We start from the raw sequence: 17,412 nt of genomic DNA, 5'->3' as shown, positions 1-17,412 counted from the left end.
GAAATCTGGCAGTCAGTTTAACACTCAGCTATAGATAGGAAAACGTGCGCAAAGAGCTTTAACTCGCTCATGCACAGCCTGTTCAACCTCATGATCGCCTTCTCCACCGGAGCGGGCCAGAGCTGTCAGCACTTCGTCAATCATTGCACCGATTTCGTCAAACTCAGCCTCACGGAAACCACGTGCTGTTGCCGCCGGGCTGCCCAGACGCACACCTGACGTAATAGCCGGTTTTTCAGGGTCAAACGGAATGGCATTTTTGTTAGCGGTGATACCAGCACGCTCAAGAGCCTGCTCAGCAGCTTTACCGGTCACTTTTTTCGGACGCAGATCAACCAGAAGCAGGTGCGAATCTGTGCCGCCGGTCACAATATCAAAGCCACGCTTTACGAGAGATTCTGCCAGCACATTGGCGTTAGTCTGCACAGCTTTCTGATATTCTTTAAACTCAGGCTGCAGTGCTTCTCCAAAAGCGACAGCTTTTGCAGCAATAACATGCATGAGCGGACCACCCTGAAGACCAGGGAAAACAGCTGAGTTAATTTTCTTCGCTAAAGCCTCATCATTAGTCAGGATAAGACCGCCGCGAGGACCACGAAGTGTTTTATGCGTGGTGGATGTTACCACATCGGCATAATCCAGCGGGTTGGGGTACAGACCTGCTGCAACCAGGCCGGCAAAATGGGCCATATCAACCATAAGAGCGGCACCGACTTCATCCGCAATTTTACGGAAGCGGGCAAAATCGATAATACGCGGATAAGCTGAACCACCGGCAACGATTAGAGTGGGCTTTGTTTCACGGGCCAGACGTTCCATCTCATCATAATCAAGCAGACCATCCTGACGACGCACACCGTACTGCACCGCATTGAACCATTTGCCTGAATAGTTCGGGGCCGCACCATGGGTCAGATGCCCGCCTGCTGCCAGGCTCATACCCAGAACGGTATCACCAGGTTTTGCCAGCGCCATAAATGCGGCCTGGTTCGCATTAGCACCTGAATGCGGCTGCACATTGGCAAACCCGGCATTAAACAGCTTTTTAACCCGTTCAATTGCAAGGCTTTCAACCTTATCAACCTCAACACAACCACCATAATAACGGCGGCCAGGGTATCCTTCTGCATATTTGTTGGTCAGCACGCTGCCCTGAGCCTGTAAAACAGCCTGTGAAACCATGTTTTCACTGGCAATCAGCTCAATACCATCCTGCTGACGTTTGAGTTCCCCTGCCAGAGCGGCAGCAACAGCAGGATCGACCTCCTCTACAGTATCACGAAAAAAACGATCCAGATCTGTCCGGCTCATTGAAGGCTCCTTTTTAAATCTTTTGTAGTTGCCCACGCTATAGCACTATAAGCGGTAGACACAGTAGATAATTTCATTACGTTAAAAACATATCTTACTGACATAGCCAATTTGTTATTTTATCAGGACCACACCACCACGCCCTTTCTCCCTTTTATACGTGCTGGTTGTGACAGGAGAAAAACTGATGGAGCACAGGCCACCATCTTCACCCGGCTCGTTATTCGCACGCTGTATGCCGCTTGAAAAACTGGAACGCAAAAATGGACTAAAGCGGGTTCTTGGGCCAGGAAATCTGATTGCTCTTGGCATTGGTACGACCATCGGAGCCGGGCTGTTTTCTCTGACTGGTATTGCTGCTTCAGAAAACGCGGGGCCGGCTGTAGCCATCTCTTTTCTTATTGCAGCCATTGCCTGTGGGTTTGCCGGGCTGTGCTACAGCGAACTGGCAAGTATGATTCCCATTGCCGGCAGTGCCTATACCTATGCATATGTTACAATGGGTGAACTGGTAGCCTGGATTATCGGCTGGGATCTGGTGCTTGAATATTCGGTCGGCGCAGCGACCGTGGCAGTAAGCTGGTCTCGTTATGTGACGTCTCTGCTTGACTCATGGGGGCTGGAACTTCCCCGAAGACTTACAGCATCCCCCCTTGAAAGGATCGGGATGCCAGATGGCACAATTGTCAGAGGCCTGATCAACCTGCCTGCAGCCTTTATTATATGTATTGTATCACTACTGCTTATACGCGGCATTTCACAGTCCGCTAAAGTTAACGCCGTTATTGTTATAATAAAACTCCTTATCATCGCCTCTTTTATTGGCTTTGGAATAGCGTTTATTCATCCCGCAAACTATCATCCTTTCATTCCTGAAAATACAGGCACGTTTGGCCACTTTGGCTGGTCTGGTATTATGCGTGCGGCAGGCACTATCTTTTTTGCCTATGTCGGATTCGATGTTGTTTCAACCACAGCACAGGAAACAAAAAACCCTGCTCGTGATATGCCTATTGGCATTCTTGGCAGCCTGGTCATATGTGCCTTTGTTTATGTTGCCTTCTCAGTTGTGATGACAGGCCTGCTTAACTACAAACAGATGCTTGGCGATGCCGCACCGGTTGCGGCAGCAATTAACCAGACCCCTTATCACTGGCTGCAGCTGGCTATTAAAATTGGTATTATCTGCGGGTTCACCTCGGTGCTTCTCGGGCTGCTTCTCGGGCAAAGCCGCGTCTTTTTTGCAATGTCACGCGATGGGTTACTCCCTCCGATGTTCAGCAAAACACACAGTAAGTTTCAGACACCATGGCTTTCGAACATCTTTTTCATGGTCATCACCAGCCTGCTCAGTGCCTTCCTGCCGATCTCTGAACTTGGGCACATGACCTCGATAGGTACGTTGCTGGCATTTGTTATTGCCTGCATCGGCGTTATGGTTCTGAGGCGTAAGTCACCCGATGCCCCGCGTGCTTTCCGGCTGCCGGGGGGAGACATTATCCCTGCCCTTGGCGTTTTATGCTGTGGCAGCCTGATGATAGCCCTCGACAAAATGACCTGGGTTCGCCTTGTTCTCTGGCTGTCAATTGGTCTGATCGTCTACATGGGTTACGGTCACCGCAATAGTAAACTTGCACGAAACAGGTAGACTTTACATCAGCCCCTGCCTGGTTTGTCACGCTTAGCTGTAACAGACCAGGCATCAACTCATTTCAGGAGATTTTCCCCATGAAGGCAGGGCGCTTTCCTCTGGCCCGCCCACGTCGTAACCGGGTTGACGATTTTACCCGTCGACTGGTTGCTGAAACTTCGCTGGGCATTAATAACCTTATCTGGCCGATTTTCTTTACCGAAGGCACGAATACCGTAACCGAAGTGGCCTCTATGCCAGGCGTGCACCGTGTTACCCTTGATCGCCTTGCAGGTCATGTCGAGCATGCCGCCAAACTGGGCATTCCCGCTCTTGCCCTCTTTCCTGTCACACCTGCAGAAGTTAAGGATGCTGAAGGCACTGAGGCTCTCAACCCTGACAACCTGATGTGTCGGGCTGCACGCTTACTCAAAAAAGAATTTCCTCATCTCGGGCTGATTGGTGACGTCGCACTTGACCCCTATACCAGCCACGGCCATGACGGGGTTATTCGCGATGGTTATGTTCACAACGACGACTCTGTCGCTATTCTGACCAGGCAAACCGTTAATCAGGCAGCAGCCGGCATTGATATTATCGCTCCGTCAGACATGATGGATGGCCGTATCAGCACGATGCGTACAGCCCTTGACGAAAATGGCATGGTGAACACACGCATCATGTCTTACGCGGCTAAATATGCCAGTGTATTCTATGGTCCGTTTCGTGATGCTCTGGGGTCAGGAAACAAACTGAAGGGCGATAAAAAAACCTATCAGATGGACCCTGCCAACAGCGATGAAGCCATGCGCGAAGTCGAGATGGATATTGCTGAAGGTGCTGACATGGTCATGGTTAAACCTGGCATGCCGTACCTCGACATCGTGCAGCGCGTAAAAGAGACTTTTTCTGTTCCTACTTACGTTTACCAGGTCTCTGGTGAATACGCGATGCTTATGGCTGCCATTCGTAATGGCTGGCTCGACCATGAGCGCGCCGTCATGGAAAGCCTGCTTGCCTTCCGTCGTGCCGGAGCTAATGGTATACTCACTTACTTTGCTGTTGAAGCTGCTGAACGTATTCGTCAGACCTACGGACAGTAAGATACTCTTATTTTTTCTGTGGCCAGATGAGTCTGTCTGACCACAGAAAAAATCTGATATGTGTTATTATATCCCGGTGAACACCACCAAAATAAATATCTCTGGATTTTCTTACCTGTAAGCTGAACGGACAGACCCCTTATGGTTTCACCGCTGCGTCATTCGCAGTTTTTCTATTCTGCTCAGGCTACGCCCTGCCCCTATCTGCCAGGCAAAACCGAGCGTAAAATAGTTGCTGACCTGGCAACACCTCAGGCAAACGCCCTGCATAGTCGCCTGTCCCGTGCGGGGTTTCGGCGCAGTCATACTTTCGCTTATATGCCAATGTGCGAAAACTGCTCTGCCTGCATTCCCATTCGTCTGCCTGTGTCGCAGTTTACCCCTGACCGGACACAAAGACGCACCCTGCGTCGTAATGCTGACCTTGTGGTCAGCGTGGCCGCTCCTGTTGCGACCGCTGAGCAATACGCCCTGTTTCGTCGTTATCAGCACTCACGCCATGCTGACAGTGACATGGCTCAGATGACAGAGACAGACTACCAGGGTATGATAGAGGATACACCTGTTGCGACCGCTGTCCTCGAGTTTCGTACAGCTGACCGGACCCTCGTTGCGGTTAGTCTGATTGATGTGCTTGAAGACGGAATTTCAGCCGTTTATAATTTTTACGACCCTGAACAGACACAACGTTCTCTGGGCAGCTTTGCTATTCTGACTTTAACTGAACACACCCGCACTCTGAATCTGCCTTATCTCTATTTAGGATACTGGATAGAAAAATCAGAGAAAATGGCCTATAAAACGAACTACCGCCCTGCAGAAATACTTCAGTCCGGGTCATGGCGTCCTCTCCCCCTGCCTGCAGACGCAAAAAAAACTTTCTGACCGTCCATTTTGCTACAGGAAACCTGATGGCTTTTATACCGACACGTGCTCTTTGTGCTCTTTTTACTGCTTTATTTATAGGAATATGCTCACTCACTACGCTTCCCACAGCATGGGCAGCAGCAGAAGACACACAGCAAAATCAGTCAGAAAGTACAAATCCGACTACCCCTCTTATCTCAGGTATTTCTGTTATCGCTCCTGACTCTACTCTTGATGCGATGGGGGCTGAGCTGCATTCTGTTTATGAAAGCAGCACTAAGAATTATACAAAAACTGAAAGCACGGTTGCATATGCTGCGTTACTAAAACGAGCCTCAGCTATTGCAACACAGGCTGATGGGCTGCTGGCAAAAATCAAACCATACAATACGATTTATCAGAATTTTCTAAACATTCTGGGCAAAGCACCGGAAAAAGGAGATACAAGTGAATCTCCTTCAGTGACAGCGCAGCGTAAAGCCCTTTCTGCCAAGCAGCGCGATATTTCTGAACGTATGACCAGACTGCGCCTGTATCAGCTGGAAGCACAGCAGCTTGTTGACGAACTGCGCCAGCATGGCTCTGCCATTCAGCAGGCTACTCTGACACAGCGCTTTCCAACACCACTGGGCATAACATTCTGGTCTCAGCTGGTTGATGCGGCTGGCAATAACACGGGTCGTCTGTCACGCCTGGCACAGGAGAGTGGTGCTGTTCTGTCAGCATCTCTTAAAGGGCAGCGTGCCCTGCTGACCCTGGGGTCATTTGCTCTTTCTGCTCTCCTGCTCACAGGATGGCTTTTTAGCCGCAGAGGCATCAGAAGCCTGGTCTCCCGCGTGCTGCCTGCCGGTCGTATCAGAGCTATTGTGGCCACTGTCACCTGCAGCATTCTGACTGCTATTATCTGGCGTTTTTCTTTTGATATTGCATGGGCCGGCATCTCATTTAACAATAATGCCCTGCAGGAAGATCTCTCCGTTCTGGCCGGTATGATTGCCATACAAATCCCGATTTGTGGCTTTGTCACCGAACTGGGATTTAACCTGCTCTCCCGCGATGAAAAATGGCGTATCATCAGCCTTTCTGACACACTGGCGAAAAACCTCCGCCTGTTTCCTTTCTGGTTTGCTGTTGCGCTGGCTATCCGTGGCATCCTGCGCTTTATCGATACCAAAAGTGGCCTGAGCAGCATGTCGATCCAGTTTTGTGATGCTCTTTATGTGCTGAGTGTCAGTCCGTTGCTGTTTGCCGTTCCCCGCCAGCTCCGTCTCTCGACCGGTGAAGGAAAAGAAATACACAGCTCACTTGCTCCGCTGTTACAGACTCTCGCAAGTTCGGTCTCCATCGTCTGCTGGATTGCTGTCTTTTTAGGCTATATTCCCCTTGCCTACTCCATTATCACATGGATTTCAGGCATGGCTGTCACAACAACTGCACTCGTACTGTTTGCTATGCTGGTCATCGCACTGGGCGATACTATTTTCCCTTCCTCTGCACCCGTTGGCTCACGTCTTGTACAACTGGGCCTGCCTGCTCGTCTGGTTGATCAGGCCTGCGTTGTTATTCCCGGCATTATATGTGTTTTTCTTGTCATTATGGGCTTTGCCGTTGCCACAGCAGGAGCCACTTTTGACCCCTCACAGATCATCAGCCGTATTGCCTATATCTTTAACGGAGCCGACACCTCAACCAGTGGTGAAGGTGGTTTTCATATCTCGCTCGATGCAATTATTCTCTGCATTCTCCTGTTTATTCTGGGCTCTTATGCCATCAAAATTCTTACCACCTGGTTTCGTGAGCGTTACTTCCCTAAAACCAGCCTCGATATTGGTGCACAGTCATCTATACTGAGTATCATCACATACTCCTCATGGATCCTTATCGGACTGACCGCTGCCTCCACACTCGGCGTCACCATGAAGAGCATGACATGGGTCGTCAGCGCGCTCTCAGTTGGTATCGGTTTTGGTCTTCAGTCTATCGTGCAGAACTTTGTATCAGGTATTATTCTGATGGCAGAGCGTCCTGTCTCAATTGGTGATGTCGTTGAAATTGCAGGCTCCCGCGGTGTTATTACCCGCATCAGTGTACGTTCAACCAATATTGCCCTGTCAGATAAATCAACTCTGATTGTTCCAAACTCACAGTTCATTACAACGGCTGTGCGTAATGCCACGCGTTCTGAAAAACCAGGTGTGTTTACCACAGTGCTACAGCTGCCTTTTGCCTCTGACCTTGAAAGAGCAATGCAGGTCATGATCGAAGCTCTGGCAGCCAGTAAAAATGTTGACCCGACTTACCCGCCAACAGCAACGATCACCAATATTGCTGACGGATCAGCCCTGCTTACAGGCACAGCACGCGCTAACGATGTGTCGAGCACGACAACGATCCGCAGTGAAGCTTTGTTTGATATCTGGCAGGCTTTTCAGGAAAATAATATCCCGATCAGTATCCCGAACAGCCTTGCACCTTTTCCTGATAAATAACACAAAAGAACCCGGGATACTCTCCCGGGTTCTTTATGTCAGGACGAAGCTGGCTTCTTTTTATGAGCTGTCAGGCATAAAACAACACTTGCTGTTACCAGTACAAAAGCAACAACCTCCATCAGCCTGGGCCAGCGCTGCTCCCATACAAAACCATAAATCAGGGCAAATAACGTCTCAAACAATATCATCTGCCCGACAAGTGTCAGAGGCACGAGACGGCTCATTTTGTTCCATAATGCGTTACCACAGATTGACGCCAGCAAAGCAACAGCAGATGAAACACCCAAAAAATATAGCCAGCGCGCCCCACTGTGATGGGCCGTAGTGACAAACAGCACAACAGGCAGCAACACCAGAGACAGCGCTCCCGTCACGATACCTGTCAGCAAGTTCCAGTCCTGTACAGAAATATGGTGCAGGCGCGACAAGCAGCGTGTGTTCCCTACCGCGTAGGCTGTCCATGAAACCAGAGCACCCACAGCACAGATCACCCCCTGTAGCGTATGAGGTGAAGCGGAATCAGACAAAAAAGCCTGGTAACCAATGCAAAAAGTACCTGCAACACAAAGACATAAAGACGGCACCAGAGAGCGCACCGATGGTGCATGAGCATCGCGGGTGCCAATCAGTGTCACAGCTACGGGCAAAAACCCGATGATAAGTGATGTCAGAGCGATACCGCCCGCCTGCACAGCGCGGGAGAGCAGAATATAATAAACAATATTACCCAGCAGTGAGAGCCATATCAAAGCAATCCAGTCTTTACGAGCAGGCATACTCAGCGCTCTGGTCCAGCGAGGTGCAAGCAATACTGCCGCCATAAAACCATAAGCAAGATAACGCCCTGCTGCGAGCTGTACCGGCGAAAAATCGTTCACCAGTGCAGGAGCCAGAAACACCAGCCCCCATAAAGCGCCGGCACCGGCACCGCACAACACCCCACGTGGTATATGCTGCTTTTCTGCATCAGAGACCATTATAGAAAGTTAACCTTTCTTATTTTTTTACAGGCAAACATTTTTTCTCATAAAATAAATTTTTATATCCTGTGATATAAAGAAAAACTTTTTATTTTTAACAAAAAAACGACATAAAATCCCGGCAACAGAGCCCCGTAAACTTTACGCACAAATGGACATGAAAGATATATGACGCATACTGACATCAGCATTATCGTCCCATGCTACAATGAATGTGCTAATATACGCCCTCTTGTCAAAGCGTTACATAGTGCCCTTGGCGACTACAGCTGGGAGGTCGTGTTTGTTGATGATAACTCTCCCGACGGCACCATTCATGAAGTGCGTAAGCTGGCTGCTGAAAATTCGCATGTCAGAGGTATTCTGCGTATCGGACGTAAGGGCCTCTCATCAGCTGTCATAGAGGGAGCTTTATCCTCATCAGCCTCCGTTATTGCTGTGATGGATGGCGATATGCAGCATGATGAAACATGCCTGCCCGCCATGATCAGAGCCATACTTGATGACCAGCACGATATGGCAGTTGCCAGCAGACATATCGAGGGTGGAAGCTGCGACGGGCTCTCCAGCGCATGGCGCCATCTTCTGTCTCAGTCAGGTATAAAGCTTGCTCAGTGCCTTACCTCAGCGCCGGTCACTGACCCTATGAGCGGTTTCTTTGCTATGAAGCGTGAATGGTTTGAGGCACGGGCACCAGAGCTTTCAGGTAAGGGCTTTAAAATTTTACTTGAGCTTTTGCTCGTATCATCTGAGCCGGTAAAATTAAAAGAAGTGCCTATGGTTTTCCGTGACCGCCTGCACGGCGAAAGCAAGCTTTCACCTAAGGTCATGATCCTGTTTCTTGTTATGCTGGCAGAGAACCTTCTCAAAAAACCACGCATAAAATGCCTGAAGTTCCCCTTGCTCACCATACTGATAAGCAGCGCTCTTTTCCTGTTCTGGCGAAAAAAAGCATAACACAGGCAATGTCCTCTTTATGATACCGGAAGAAAGCAATGCACATAAGTGACGTATCTGAAAAACGCTTACGCCTTATAATATATAGTTTTCTTCTGATAACTGCTGTTTGTCTGCGCTGGCAGGCACTTGGCGCCCCCATGATTAATATTGACGAGGAGTTTTACCTCTTTACAGGGGGCCGTATTCTTCAGGGGGATCTGCCATTTGTGGATATATGGGACAGAAAACCTGTTGGTCTGTTCCTGCTCTATGCTTTTTTTCATCTTTTTGGAACATGGCGCATTCTGGCATATCAGATCGGCGCACTGCTCAGCGTGTGGGGAACGGCCATACTTGTATGGCGTATGGCCCGAACTATCGCGCCGGCAGGAGGAGCCGTTCTTGCTGCACTACTTTATGAAATCTGGCTTATTCTCGCCGGAGGAGAAGGTGGACAGTCTCCTGTTTTTTATAATCTTTTAACAGCTGCAGCCATGAGCTGCATTATATGTTTTCTGCCCGCCATTAAGAAAAATGACCAGTTTCGCCGCAACATGGGCATAGTGGTTATGCTCTTTCTGGGGCTGGCCATACAAATAAAATATACTGTTATTGTCGAAGGCATATTTGCCGGCCTGTATCTGTTATGGACAGGCTTGCGTGCAAAAAATTCTCCAAGGCACCTGCTGGCCGATGCCTCTGTCTGGATCAGCTGTGCCCTTCTGCCAACCTGCCTCTCATTCCTTTTTTATCGTGCAAAAGGATACGGGCATGCCTGGTGGTTTGCTAACATTAAATCGATTTTTTTACGTGGTCATATGAGCCATAGTCAGATCGAAAGCATTACTATTGTCATTATCGCAATACTCATACCTCTGATGCTATGCTGGCTCATCAGAAAACCTCTTTCCATACATTTTCAGGGTGAGCAAAAAGAACATATTATTTTCTTTAATATATGGTCAGTTTTTGCCCTTCTCAGCCTGTTTAGTCTTGGGTCCTGGTATAATCACTACACGCTGCCTGCTCTTTTACCTCTCTCTATCCAGGCGGCTCCTTTATGGCGTAAAAAAACGGGACAGTTTCTGATAATTGCTGTCGCATGCTGTGGCACTGTTATTGGGCAAAGAGCCCTTTTCCGACATTTTCAACAACACGCTAATATTATTGCTTTTGAAGAAATGCAGGCTGCTCTTTCTTCTCCGCCAGGCTGTATCTTTATCTATGATGGCCCGGCAATACTGTATGACACACCGGCTTATTGCAAACTAACAACGCACCCTTTCCCCTCTCATTTCAGTTCTGAGATCGAAAAAAACGCAACCGGCATGAACCCCCTTAAAGAAATATCTTCTGTCCTGGCACAAAGACCTGCGCATATTGTCTCAACAGAACCTGCTGACGCTGAAGAAAATCAGAGTGTTCGTGCGCGCCTGTATGAGACACTCAGCAAAGACTATACCCCGACCTATCAGCATCACTTTCGTCATCATACCACCGTTATTTACACCCGTAATACACTACTCAACCCGGCTCACTCCCCCTGACCTGAAGAGTGAGGACGTGGGCGCCAGCGGTTAAGCAGCAATGAGTTTGATACAACCGAGACCGAGCTCATTGCCATCGCTGCACCTGCCAGAACAGGGTTAAGCAAACCAAAGGCCGCAAGTGGCAAGCCAAGAATATTATAGAAAAATGCAAAAAAGAGATTTTGTCTGATTTTACGTAATGTTGCCCGTGACAAAGAAATAGCATCGGGCACGCTGTTCAGGTCACTGTTCATCAGCACAACATCAGCTGTTTCAAGTGCGATGCCTGAACCGGCACCAATAGCAAAACCCACATCAGCTGCTGCCAGTGCCGGTGCATCATTCACACCATCACCTACCATGCCGACGACCTGGCCCTCTCCGCGATATTGCTCAACATGACGTGCTTTATCTGCCGGCAGCACGCCGGCCTCATAACTTTCAATCCCCAGTGCTGAAGCCACTGCCGCCGCCGCCCGCTGGTTATCACCGGTCAGCATAACAATTTTAATGCCTGCTTTTCTGAGTGTCTGCACGACCGCACGCGCCTCAGCACGTACACGATCTGACAGCGCGATATACCCCATCACTGCGCCAGACCTGGCCACGACAATCACTGTCTTACCTTCCTGCTCAAGCTGCTCAATCAAAGCATCATCACAGGCTATAGCCTGCTGCGACATAAAGCGCGGCGCACCCAGCGATATCTTATCGCCTCCGCTCACAGCCTGGACACCCATGCCAGGAACTGCCTCAAACCCTGTCATTTCGACAGGCTTGCTCTGCACCTGCTGCCCGTATGTCATTACCGCCCGTGCGAGGGGATGTTCAGAATTCTGCTCAAGCGCACAGGCCACTGCAAGCAGGCTCTCAGTCTCATACCCTGCGGCAGGCAGCACATCACTTACAACAGGCTTACCTTCGGTCAGCGTCCCGGTTTTATCAACAACAAGCGTTGTCAGTTTTTGTGAAAGCTCAAGAGCATCTGCATTACGAAACAAAATACCCGCCCGCGCGCCCAGCCCTGTGCCGACCATAATCGCCGTAGGGGTCGCAAGCCCCAGGGAACAGGGGCAGGCAATAACCAGAACAGACACGGCGGAGACAACGCTCCAGGTAAAATGGCCCATAATGGCCCATCCGGCAAAAAAAGTCAGACAGGCAAGGCCAATAACAACAGGCACAAACACACCGGCCACTTTATCGGCCAGTCGCTGCACATGTGCTTTTGACCCCTGTGCCTGCTCAACCATTTTCACAATCTGGGACAGGACTGTCTCATTCCCCACGCCCGTTGCCCTGACACGCAGCGCACCGTTAGCGTTCATTGTGCCGCCAAAAACCTGGCTGTCGGGCTGCTTAAAAACCGGCACACTCTCGCCTGTCAGCATCGCCTCATTCACATCCGACTGCCCCTCAAGCACAAGGCCATCAACAGGCACAGACTCACCCGGGCGGACAACAAAAACATCGTCTTTTTTTACACTGGCAACAGGCTGATCTGTCACGCCGTCAGCTGTTTCCACATGTGCAGTCTGCGGCTGAAGTTTTAAAAGACTTTCAATGCCTGAGGTTGTTTTGTTCTTAGCGCGTGTCTCAAGCAGTTTACCAAGAGAAATAAGCGTAATAATTGCAACACTGGCTTCAAAATATACTGGCTGATGTGCCCCTGTTACCATCACCACTACACTGAAAAAATATGCGATTCCTGTGCCCATAACAACCAGGACATCCATATTGGCAGAGCCACTGCGCAGGGACTTCCATGCTCCCTGATACATATGGCGGGCACAGTAAAACTGCACAGGTGTTGCCAGCAAAAGCTGTACCCATGCAGGCATGAAGTCTCTGTGCTCAAAAAACATCCAGACCATTTCAATAAAAAATGGCAAAGATAAAACCAGAGTCAGTAAAAAACTGTTGCGCTCAGCCAGCCAGTGCTGCCTGCGCTTTGTGCTCTGGTCCTGCATCATTTCAGCAGAATGCACCTGCCCGCCAAAACCAGCTTTTTCGACCTGAGCAATCAGTGACTGAGGGTCAGAAACACCTGGCACATACAAAATATGTGCCTGCTCAGTGGCGAGATTAACCGCCGCCTGCACGCCGGGCTGCCTGTTAAGCACTTTTTCAAGTCGCGTCGCACATGAAGCACAGGTCATGCCACTGATATCAAGGTCAAGCGCGCTTTGCTCAACCTGAAAGCCTGCCTGTCTGACAGCAGCAAAAACATGCTCAAGGTCTTCTGCCGGGTTATCAAGCTGAACCTGCGCCTGTTCAGTGGCAAAATTCACTGTAGCCTGCACGCCAGGCTGCCTGTTAAGCACTTTTTCCAGACGTGCTGCGCAGGATGCACAGGTCATGCCATCAACGGGGAAGCTGATATTTTCGGACATTTTCACCTCTGACAGACATTTTCTAACTTGAGATCATATACCCCCTTAGGGTATATTTTCAAGAAAATACTCTTTCTGTTTTCATCAGCTTACTCTCTCTTTATACTCTCTGATAAAAATACTCAGAAAAACAATGGAGCAATCGTGAGCTTATCCGCTGTAAACTCTCCTCACAACACAGCCAGAAAACCCTGCCATAGCGAGCCGGAAACCGACGGCAAACGCGTGGAACAACCTGAAAAAAAAGCTCTTATAAATCGTCTGCGCCGCATAGAAGGACAAACAGGCGGCGTACGCACAATGGTCGAAACTAACCGCTATTGTGTAGATATTCTGACACAGATTTCAGCCATCAAATCTGCACTTGATGGTGTTGCGATCGAAATTTTAAGCAACCATGCCTCTGGCTGTGTCAGAAATGCGATACAAAATAACGGCGGTGAAGCTGAAATTAATGAACTTCTGGGGCTCATGCGCAAAATGATTCGCTAAAAGCCCGTTTTCTTCACTGCCTTTAAAACCAGCTCCGTATACCCAGGGTAAAACGCGTTGTACCCGTTTTGCCACCCTGGTCATGCACAATACGACGCGCCTGTGTCAGATAACCAGAATAGGTTACTGCAATATAGGGCGCAAACTTACGCCAGATTTCATAACGCAGGCGTAAACCTGCATCTACATCTGACAAACCCGCTCCGGACTGACGCGCAGCGTCTGACTTTGTATAAAAATTAAACTCTGCCTGAGGCTGAAGAATAAGGCGGTTTGTCAGCAAAAAATCGTAAGAGCCTTCAACCTTAGCTGCAAAACGCCCTTCATCACTCACATAAGCCGTTGCCTGTACTTCAAACTGGTACAGTGCCAGCCCCTGGACACCAAAAGCCCCCCAGGTACGCATTGGCCCGTCATCAAGATCAAGCCGGACACCCGCCTGAACATCAAAATAGGTCGAGACAGAACGACTATATAAAAGCTCCTGCTGACCATCCTGCAGACGACCGCGTTCAAGTGTGCCTTCGCTTTTCAGCCACAGCTTATTATAGTCAGACCCATACCAGGACTCACCATCCCAGCGAAAATCTGTGCCTGACGCACTATAACGCCCCTCCATTTCATTCAGTATACCGTGAAAATACGTACCCTGGTCCATAACCGGGTTCATATGCCCTACAGGAACAAAAGGTGTGGCAGAAGGTGCATCAGCTGCCAGATGCTGTATGGTCACAACAGGAGAAGTGGCATCCTGCGACTGTGAGTTATCAGCCCGTGCCTGCCCTGCTGCGCTACACGCCAGCACGACTGACAAAACCGGAAAAATAATCCCTTTCATCACTCAACCACCACCACACGAAACATCCCCAGCTCCATATGCAGCATCAGATGGCAATGATACGCCCATGCACCTGGCGCATCGGCCGTCACAAGGTAGCTGAGCCGCGAGCCTGGCTGTGAAATAATAGTATGCTTATAAGGCCGGTAGTCTCCCTGCCCATTTTCAAGCTCACTCCACATACCGTGCAGGTGAATGGGGTGCTCCATCATCGTGTCGTTAATCAGGGTAAACCGCACACGCTCATTTCTTTTCAGGCGGATGGGCCCCGATTCTGAGTATTTACGGCCATTAAACCCCCAGATATAGCGCTCCATATTACCGGTTAAATGCAGAATAATCTCACGTGAAGGAGGGCGCAGATCAGTGCCCGGCCGTGTTGCTCTGAGCTGTTTGTAGTTCAGCACCCTGCGCCCGTTATGCTCAAGCCCGTCACCCGGGCTGCCAAGCCGGTCAATGGGCATCTGTGCCACATTCTGGTTTTCAACATTCAGCGGCGGCGGGCCTGGGTCATCAATTTCCAGCGGCGGTGGCGGCGCAGCCGGCATATGCGCTGGCGGCACGCTCTTTACCGGGGTCTTCGCCCCCATATCCATCCCGGGCATATCGTCATCAGACATATCCATGCCGGCCATATCATCATCTGACATGTCCATATTTTTCATATCCATGGATGCCGCTTTTTTTGGGGCTGCCGTGTTAGCAGGCGCCACATCTGTATGGTGAGGCATCGACACCGGGGCGGCAGATTTCTCACCTGCTGTTGTACCGGACTGAGCAGGCATCTTCATGTCCTTCATGCTCATCCCTGGCTTCATATCGCCCATACCCATATCAACCATAGTTCTGACCGGGCGCGGGTCCATAGGGGGAACCGGAGCCTCCATGCCAGCATGAGGGGCCAGCGTGCCCCGGGCATAACCTGTGCGGTCCTCGCTTTGTACAAAAATGCTGTAGGCTTTCTCATCCCCGGGCTGAACAATCACGTCATAAGTCTCAGCCACACCAATGCGAAATTCATCGACCGGAACAGGTTCAATATCATTCCCGTCAGCCTGCACAACCAGCATTTCAAGCCCTGGTATACGCACATCAAAAAACGTCATTGATGAGCCATTAATAAAGCGCAGCCTGACGCGTTCACCAGGACGAAACACACCATTCCAGTTCATATCCGGGGAGTGGCCATTAAGCAGATATGTATAAATAATGCCCGAGACATCTGAGATATCTGTCGCAGCCATACGCATACGCGACCACATCAGGCGGTTCTTCAGGGCTGCCACAGCACTGCCAGCCTCACGCGCCTGCTGAGGGAAAGACGCCGCTGTGCGCTGCCGGAAGGTATAATAATCATCCTGCATTTTGAGATTACTGATCATGTCGTCGGGGGACACATCCGTCCACTCAGACAGAAAAATCACATAATCCCGTTCACAGGCATTCGGGTCAGGTTCTGCCGGGTCAATAACAATTGCACCGTAAAGCCCCTGAGCCTCCTGCATGCCTGAGTGACTATGGTACCAGTATGTGCCGCTTTGCATGAGAGGAAAGCGATAGGTAAAACTCTCACCTGGTTTAATACCCATAAAGCTCAGTCCGGGCACACCATCCATAGTATAAGGCAGGCGCAGACCATGCCAGTGGATTGAAGTATGCTCATGCTTAAGATGATTCGTTACCTTAATTTCAACCGTATCCCCCTGCCGCCAGCGCAAGGTTGGCCCGGGCAGGCTCCCATCGACACAAGGGGCCTTCAGAGCCTTACGGTCAATTTCAATGTGTTTCTGGCTGATATTAAGATGCCACTGCGCAGAAGACTGAGCCGGAATTATGCCGGCCACCGGAGAAATGGCCCAGGCAGACCGGGGGAATGCCGCAGCAAACCCACCGGCCCCAAGACCTGTCACAAAGCTGCGACGCGTCAGGCCATCCCGCATACGAGATGAGAACTTCATTTTTACTCATTATCCACAATAGAGCTCAGAGTTCCTGCCTCCTTTTCAGGAAAGCAGGCGTGTTTTCAGATCAGAAAACTCTGTGCTCTTGGTGGTCTGAGTAAGGGGGCACACCTGGTGCCTGTAAATATGGTCTGAGAAAAATGGACAAAAACCATTCGGGTTAATGGCTTTGTATCGTCGTGCAGACCCGCCACAGCAGGTAAAGGCACGGCACAAACCCCTGTGGCAACCGAGCAGCATTTATCCTGCCCGGGCAACGTCGGCTGCTCACCACCCTTATGCCGGGGAGCATCGACAGGCACTGTCTGAGGCATAACCATATGTGATGAACAGTGATGCTGCACCATAACCGGCATCTTAGCCTGTGCAGGCACAACAGAGAACCACAGCCCTGCCTGCACAAACAGACAAATGAACAAACCAGTCAGAAATCTGGCGCAATGCCTGATCATGACCGAATGCCTCTGCCGGGTATGGTTACGCAATATCATGCCCTTTATATACCCCATGGGGGCATATAAATCCAGATTTTTCTGAAATCTCTTTCAGGCAAAAAATACGAATAGGTACAAAAAAACTCAGCTCTCTCAGCGGATCATATTATTCAGAGCTAACCCGCTGAGCAGAACAATACCTCTCAGATTTTACTGTTTAGTGCTGCCACCTGAAAAGGTGTTTTTAATACCTTTACCGGCATCATCACCCCACTCTCCAACTTTGTGAGCGGCATCAACTGTACCATTTTTGGTAGCGTTCCAGCCTTTCTCGGTGCCGTGTTTCGTCGCGTCCCAGCCCTTCTCAGAAACAGACTTTGTCTTATCCCACGCTTTATCGGCCCCTTTGCTGGTGGCATCCCAGCCTTTCTCAGTGCCGTGCT

General features: G+C 50.0%; 13 protein-coding genes and 1 pseudogene. 7 read left to right on the top strand and 7 right to left on the bottom strand.

All coding sequences use genetic code 11. The annotated features are described in order from the left end of the window. Positions 1 to 24: 24 nt before the first annotated feature. Positions 25 to 1,311 carry a serine hydroxymethyltransferase gene (gene glyA / locus HK25_RS01465; RefSeq protein WP_086554531.1) on the bottom strand — a complete coding sequence of 429 codons (1,287 nt, stop codon included), beginning with the start codon at positions 1,309 to 1,311 and terminating at the stop codon, positions 25 to 27. Positions 1,312 to 1,498: 187 nt separating this feature from the next. On the opposite strand from glyA, the gene HK25_RS01460 reads away from it, so the two are divergent. From HK25_RS01460 to HK25_RS01445, 4 genes are all read left to right on the top strand, one after another. Further along, positions 1,499 to 2,959: an amino acid permease gene (locus tag HK25_RS01460; RefSeq protein WP_086554636.1), complete on the top strand. Its 1,461-nt coding sequence runs from the start codon at positions 1,499 to 1,501 to the stop codon at positions 2,957 to 2,959. Between the two features lie 80 nt (positions 2,960 to 3,039). Next, positions 3,040 to 4,044, top strand: coding sequence for a porphobilinogen synthase (gene hemB, locus HK25_RS01455; RefSeq protein ID WP_086635073.1), 1,005 nt, complete (start codon positions 3,040 to 3,042; stop codon positions 4,042 to 4,044). A 141-nt stretch (positions 4,045 to 4,185) separates the two neighbouring features. Beyond that, a complete protein-coding gene (locus HK25_RS01450; RefSeq protein ID WP_086635072.1) occupies positions 4,186 to 4,929 on the top strand; it encodes an arginyltransferase in 744 nt (247 codons plus the stop codon). Positions 4,930 to 4,955: 26 nt separating this feature from the next. Continuing rightward, positions 4,956 to 7,400, top strand: coding sequence for a DUF3772 domain-containing protein (locus tag HK25_RS01445; protein ID WP_086635071.1), 2,445 nt, complete (start codon positions 4,956 to 4,958; stop codon positions 7,398 to 7,400). Between the two features lie 38 nt (positions 7,401 to 7,438). On the opposite strand, the gene HK25_RS01440 is transcribed toward HK25_RS01445, so the two are convergent. Continuing rightward, on the bottom strand, positions 7,439 to 8,380 hold the full coding sequence (locus tag HK25_RS01440; protein WP_086635070.1) for a DMT family transporter: 942 nt from the start codon (positions 8,378 to 8,380) through the stop codon (positions 7,439 to 7,441). A 171-nt stretch (positions 8,381 to 8,551) separates the two neighbouring features. Here HK25_RS01440 and HK25_RS01435 point away from each other — a divergent pair, with 171 nt between their 5' ends. Beyond that, the gene (locus HK25_RS01435; protein ID WP_086554526.1) at positions 8,552 to 9,340 is read left to right on the top strand and encodes a polyprenol monophosphomannose synthase; all 789 of its coding nucleotides are present in this window, start codon (positions 8,552 to 8,554) and stop codon (positions 9,338 to 9,340) included. A gap of 38 nt (positions 9,341 to 9,378) precedes the next feature. Beyond that, positions 9,379 to 10,869 (top strand): glycosyltransferase family 39 protein, encoded by a 1,491-nt coding sequence (locus HK25_RS01430; protein ID WP_086635069.1) that lies wholly within the window; start codon positions 9,379 to 9,381, stop codon positions 10,867 to 10,869. Here HK25_RS01430 and HK25_RS01425 read toward each other — a convergent pair. Continuing rightward, entirely contained in the window at positions 10,857 to 13,244 is a 2,388-nt protein-coding gene (locus HK25_RS01425; protein WP_086635068.1) for a heavy metal translocating P-type ATPase, read from the bottom strand. The two genes, HK25_RS01430 and HK25_RS01425, sit on opposite strands and share 13 nt — an antisense overlap. A gap of 144 nt (positions 13,245 to 13,388) precedes the next feature. Between HK25_RS01425 and HK25_RS01420 the strand changes: the two genes are divergently transcribed. Next, positions 13,389 to 13,736, top strand: coding sequence for a metal-sensitive transcriptional regulator (locus HK25_RS01420; RefSeq protein WP_086635106.1), 348 nt, complete (start codon positions 13,389 to 13,391; stop codon positions 13,734 to 13,736). Positions 13,737 to 13,758: 22 nt separating this feature from the next. Here the strand turns inward: HK25_RS01420 and HK25_RS01415 are convergent, their stop codons facing one another. The 4 genes and pseudogenes from HK25_RS01415 to HK25_RS12920 form a co-directional block, all read right to left on the bottom strand. Further along, entirely contained in the window at positions 13,759 to 14,574 is an 816-nt protein-coding gene (locus tag HK25_RS01415) for a copper resistance protein B (protein WP_086635067.1), read from the bottom strand. After that, entirely contained in the window at positions 14,574 to 16,532 is a 1,959-nt protein-coding gene (locus HK25_RS01410; RefSeq protein WP_086635066.1) for a copper resistance system multicopper oxidase, read from the bottom strand. Before HK25_RS01410 ends, HK25_RS01415 begins: the two co-directional genes overlap by 1 nt. Positions 16,533 to 16,597: 65 nt before the next feature. Next, the gene (locus HK25_RS01405) at positions 16,598 to 16,987 is read right to left on the bottom strand and encodes a hypothetical protein (RefSeq protein ID WP_086635065.1); all 390 of its coding nucleotides are present in this window, start codon (positions 16,985 to 16,987) and stop codon (positions 16,598 to 16,600) included. Between the two features lie 192 nt (positions 16,988 to 17,179). Further along, positions 17,180 to 17,412: pseudogene (locus HK25_RS12920) on the bottom strand (endoglucanase); the annotation flags it as partial.

It is taken from the genome of Acetobacter sp. DsW_059 (assembly GCF_002153695.1).
In the GTDB taxonomy this organism is placed as follows: domain Bacteria; phylum Pseudomonadota; class Alphaproteobacteria; order Acetobacterales; family Acetobacteraceae; genus Acetobacter; species Acetobacter thailandicus.
Note: the sequence above shows the minus strand (reverse complement) of the source record. Positions and strands in the feature narration are given on the sequence as shown.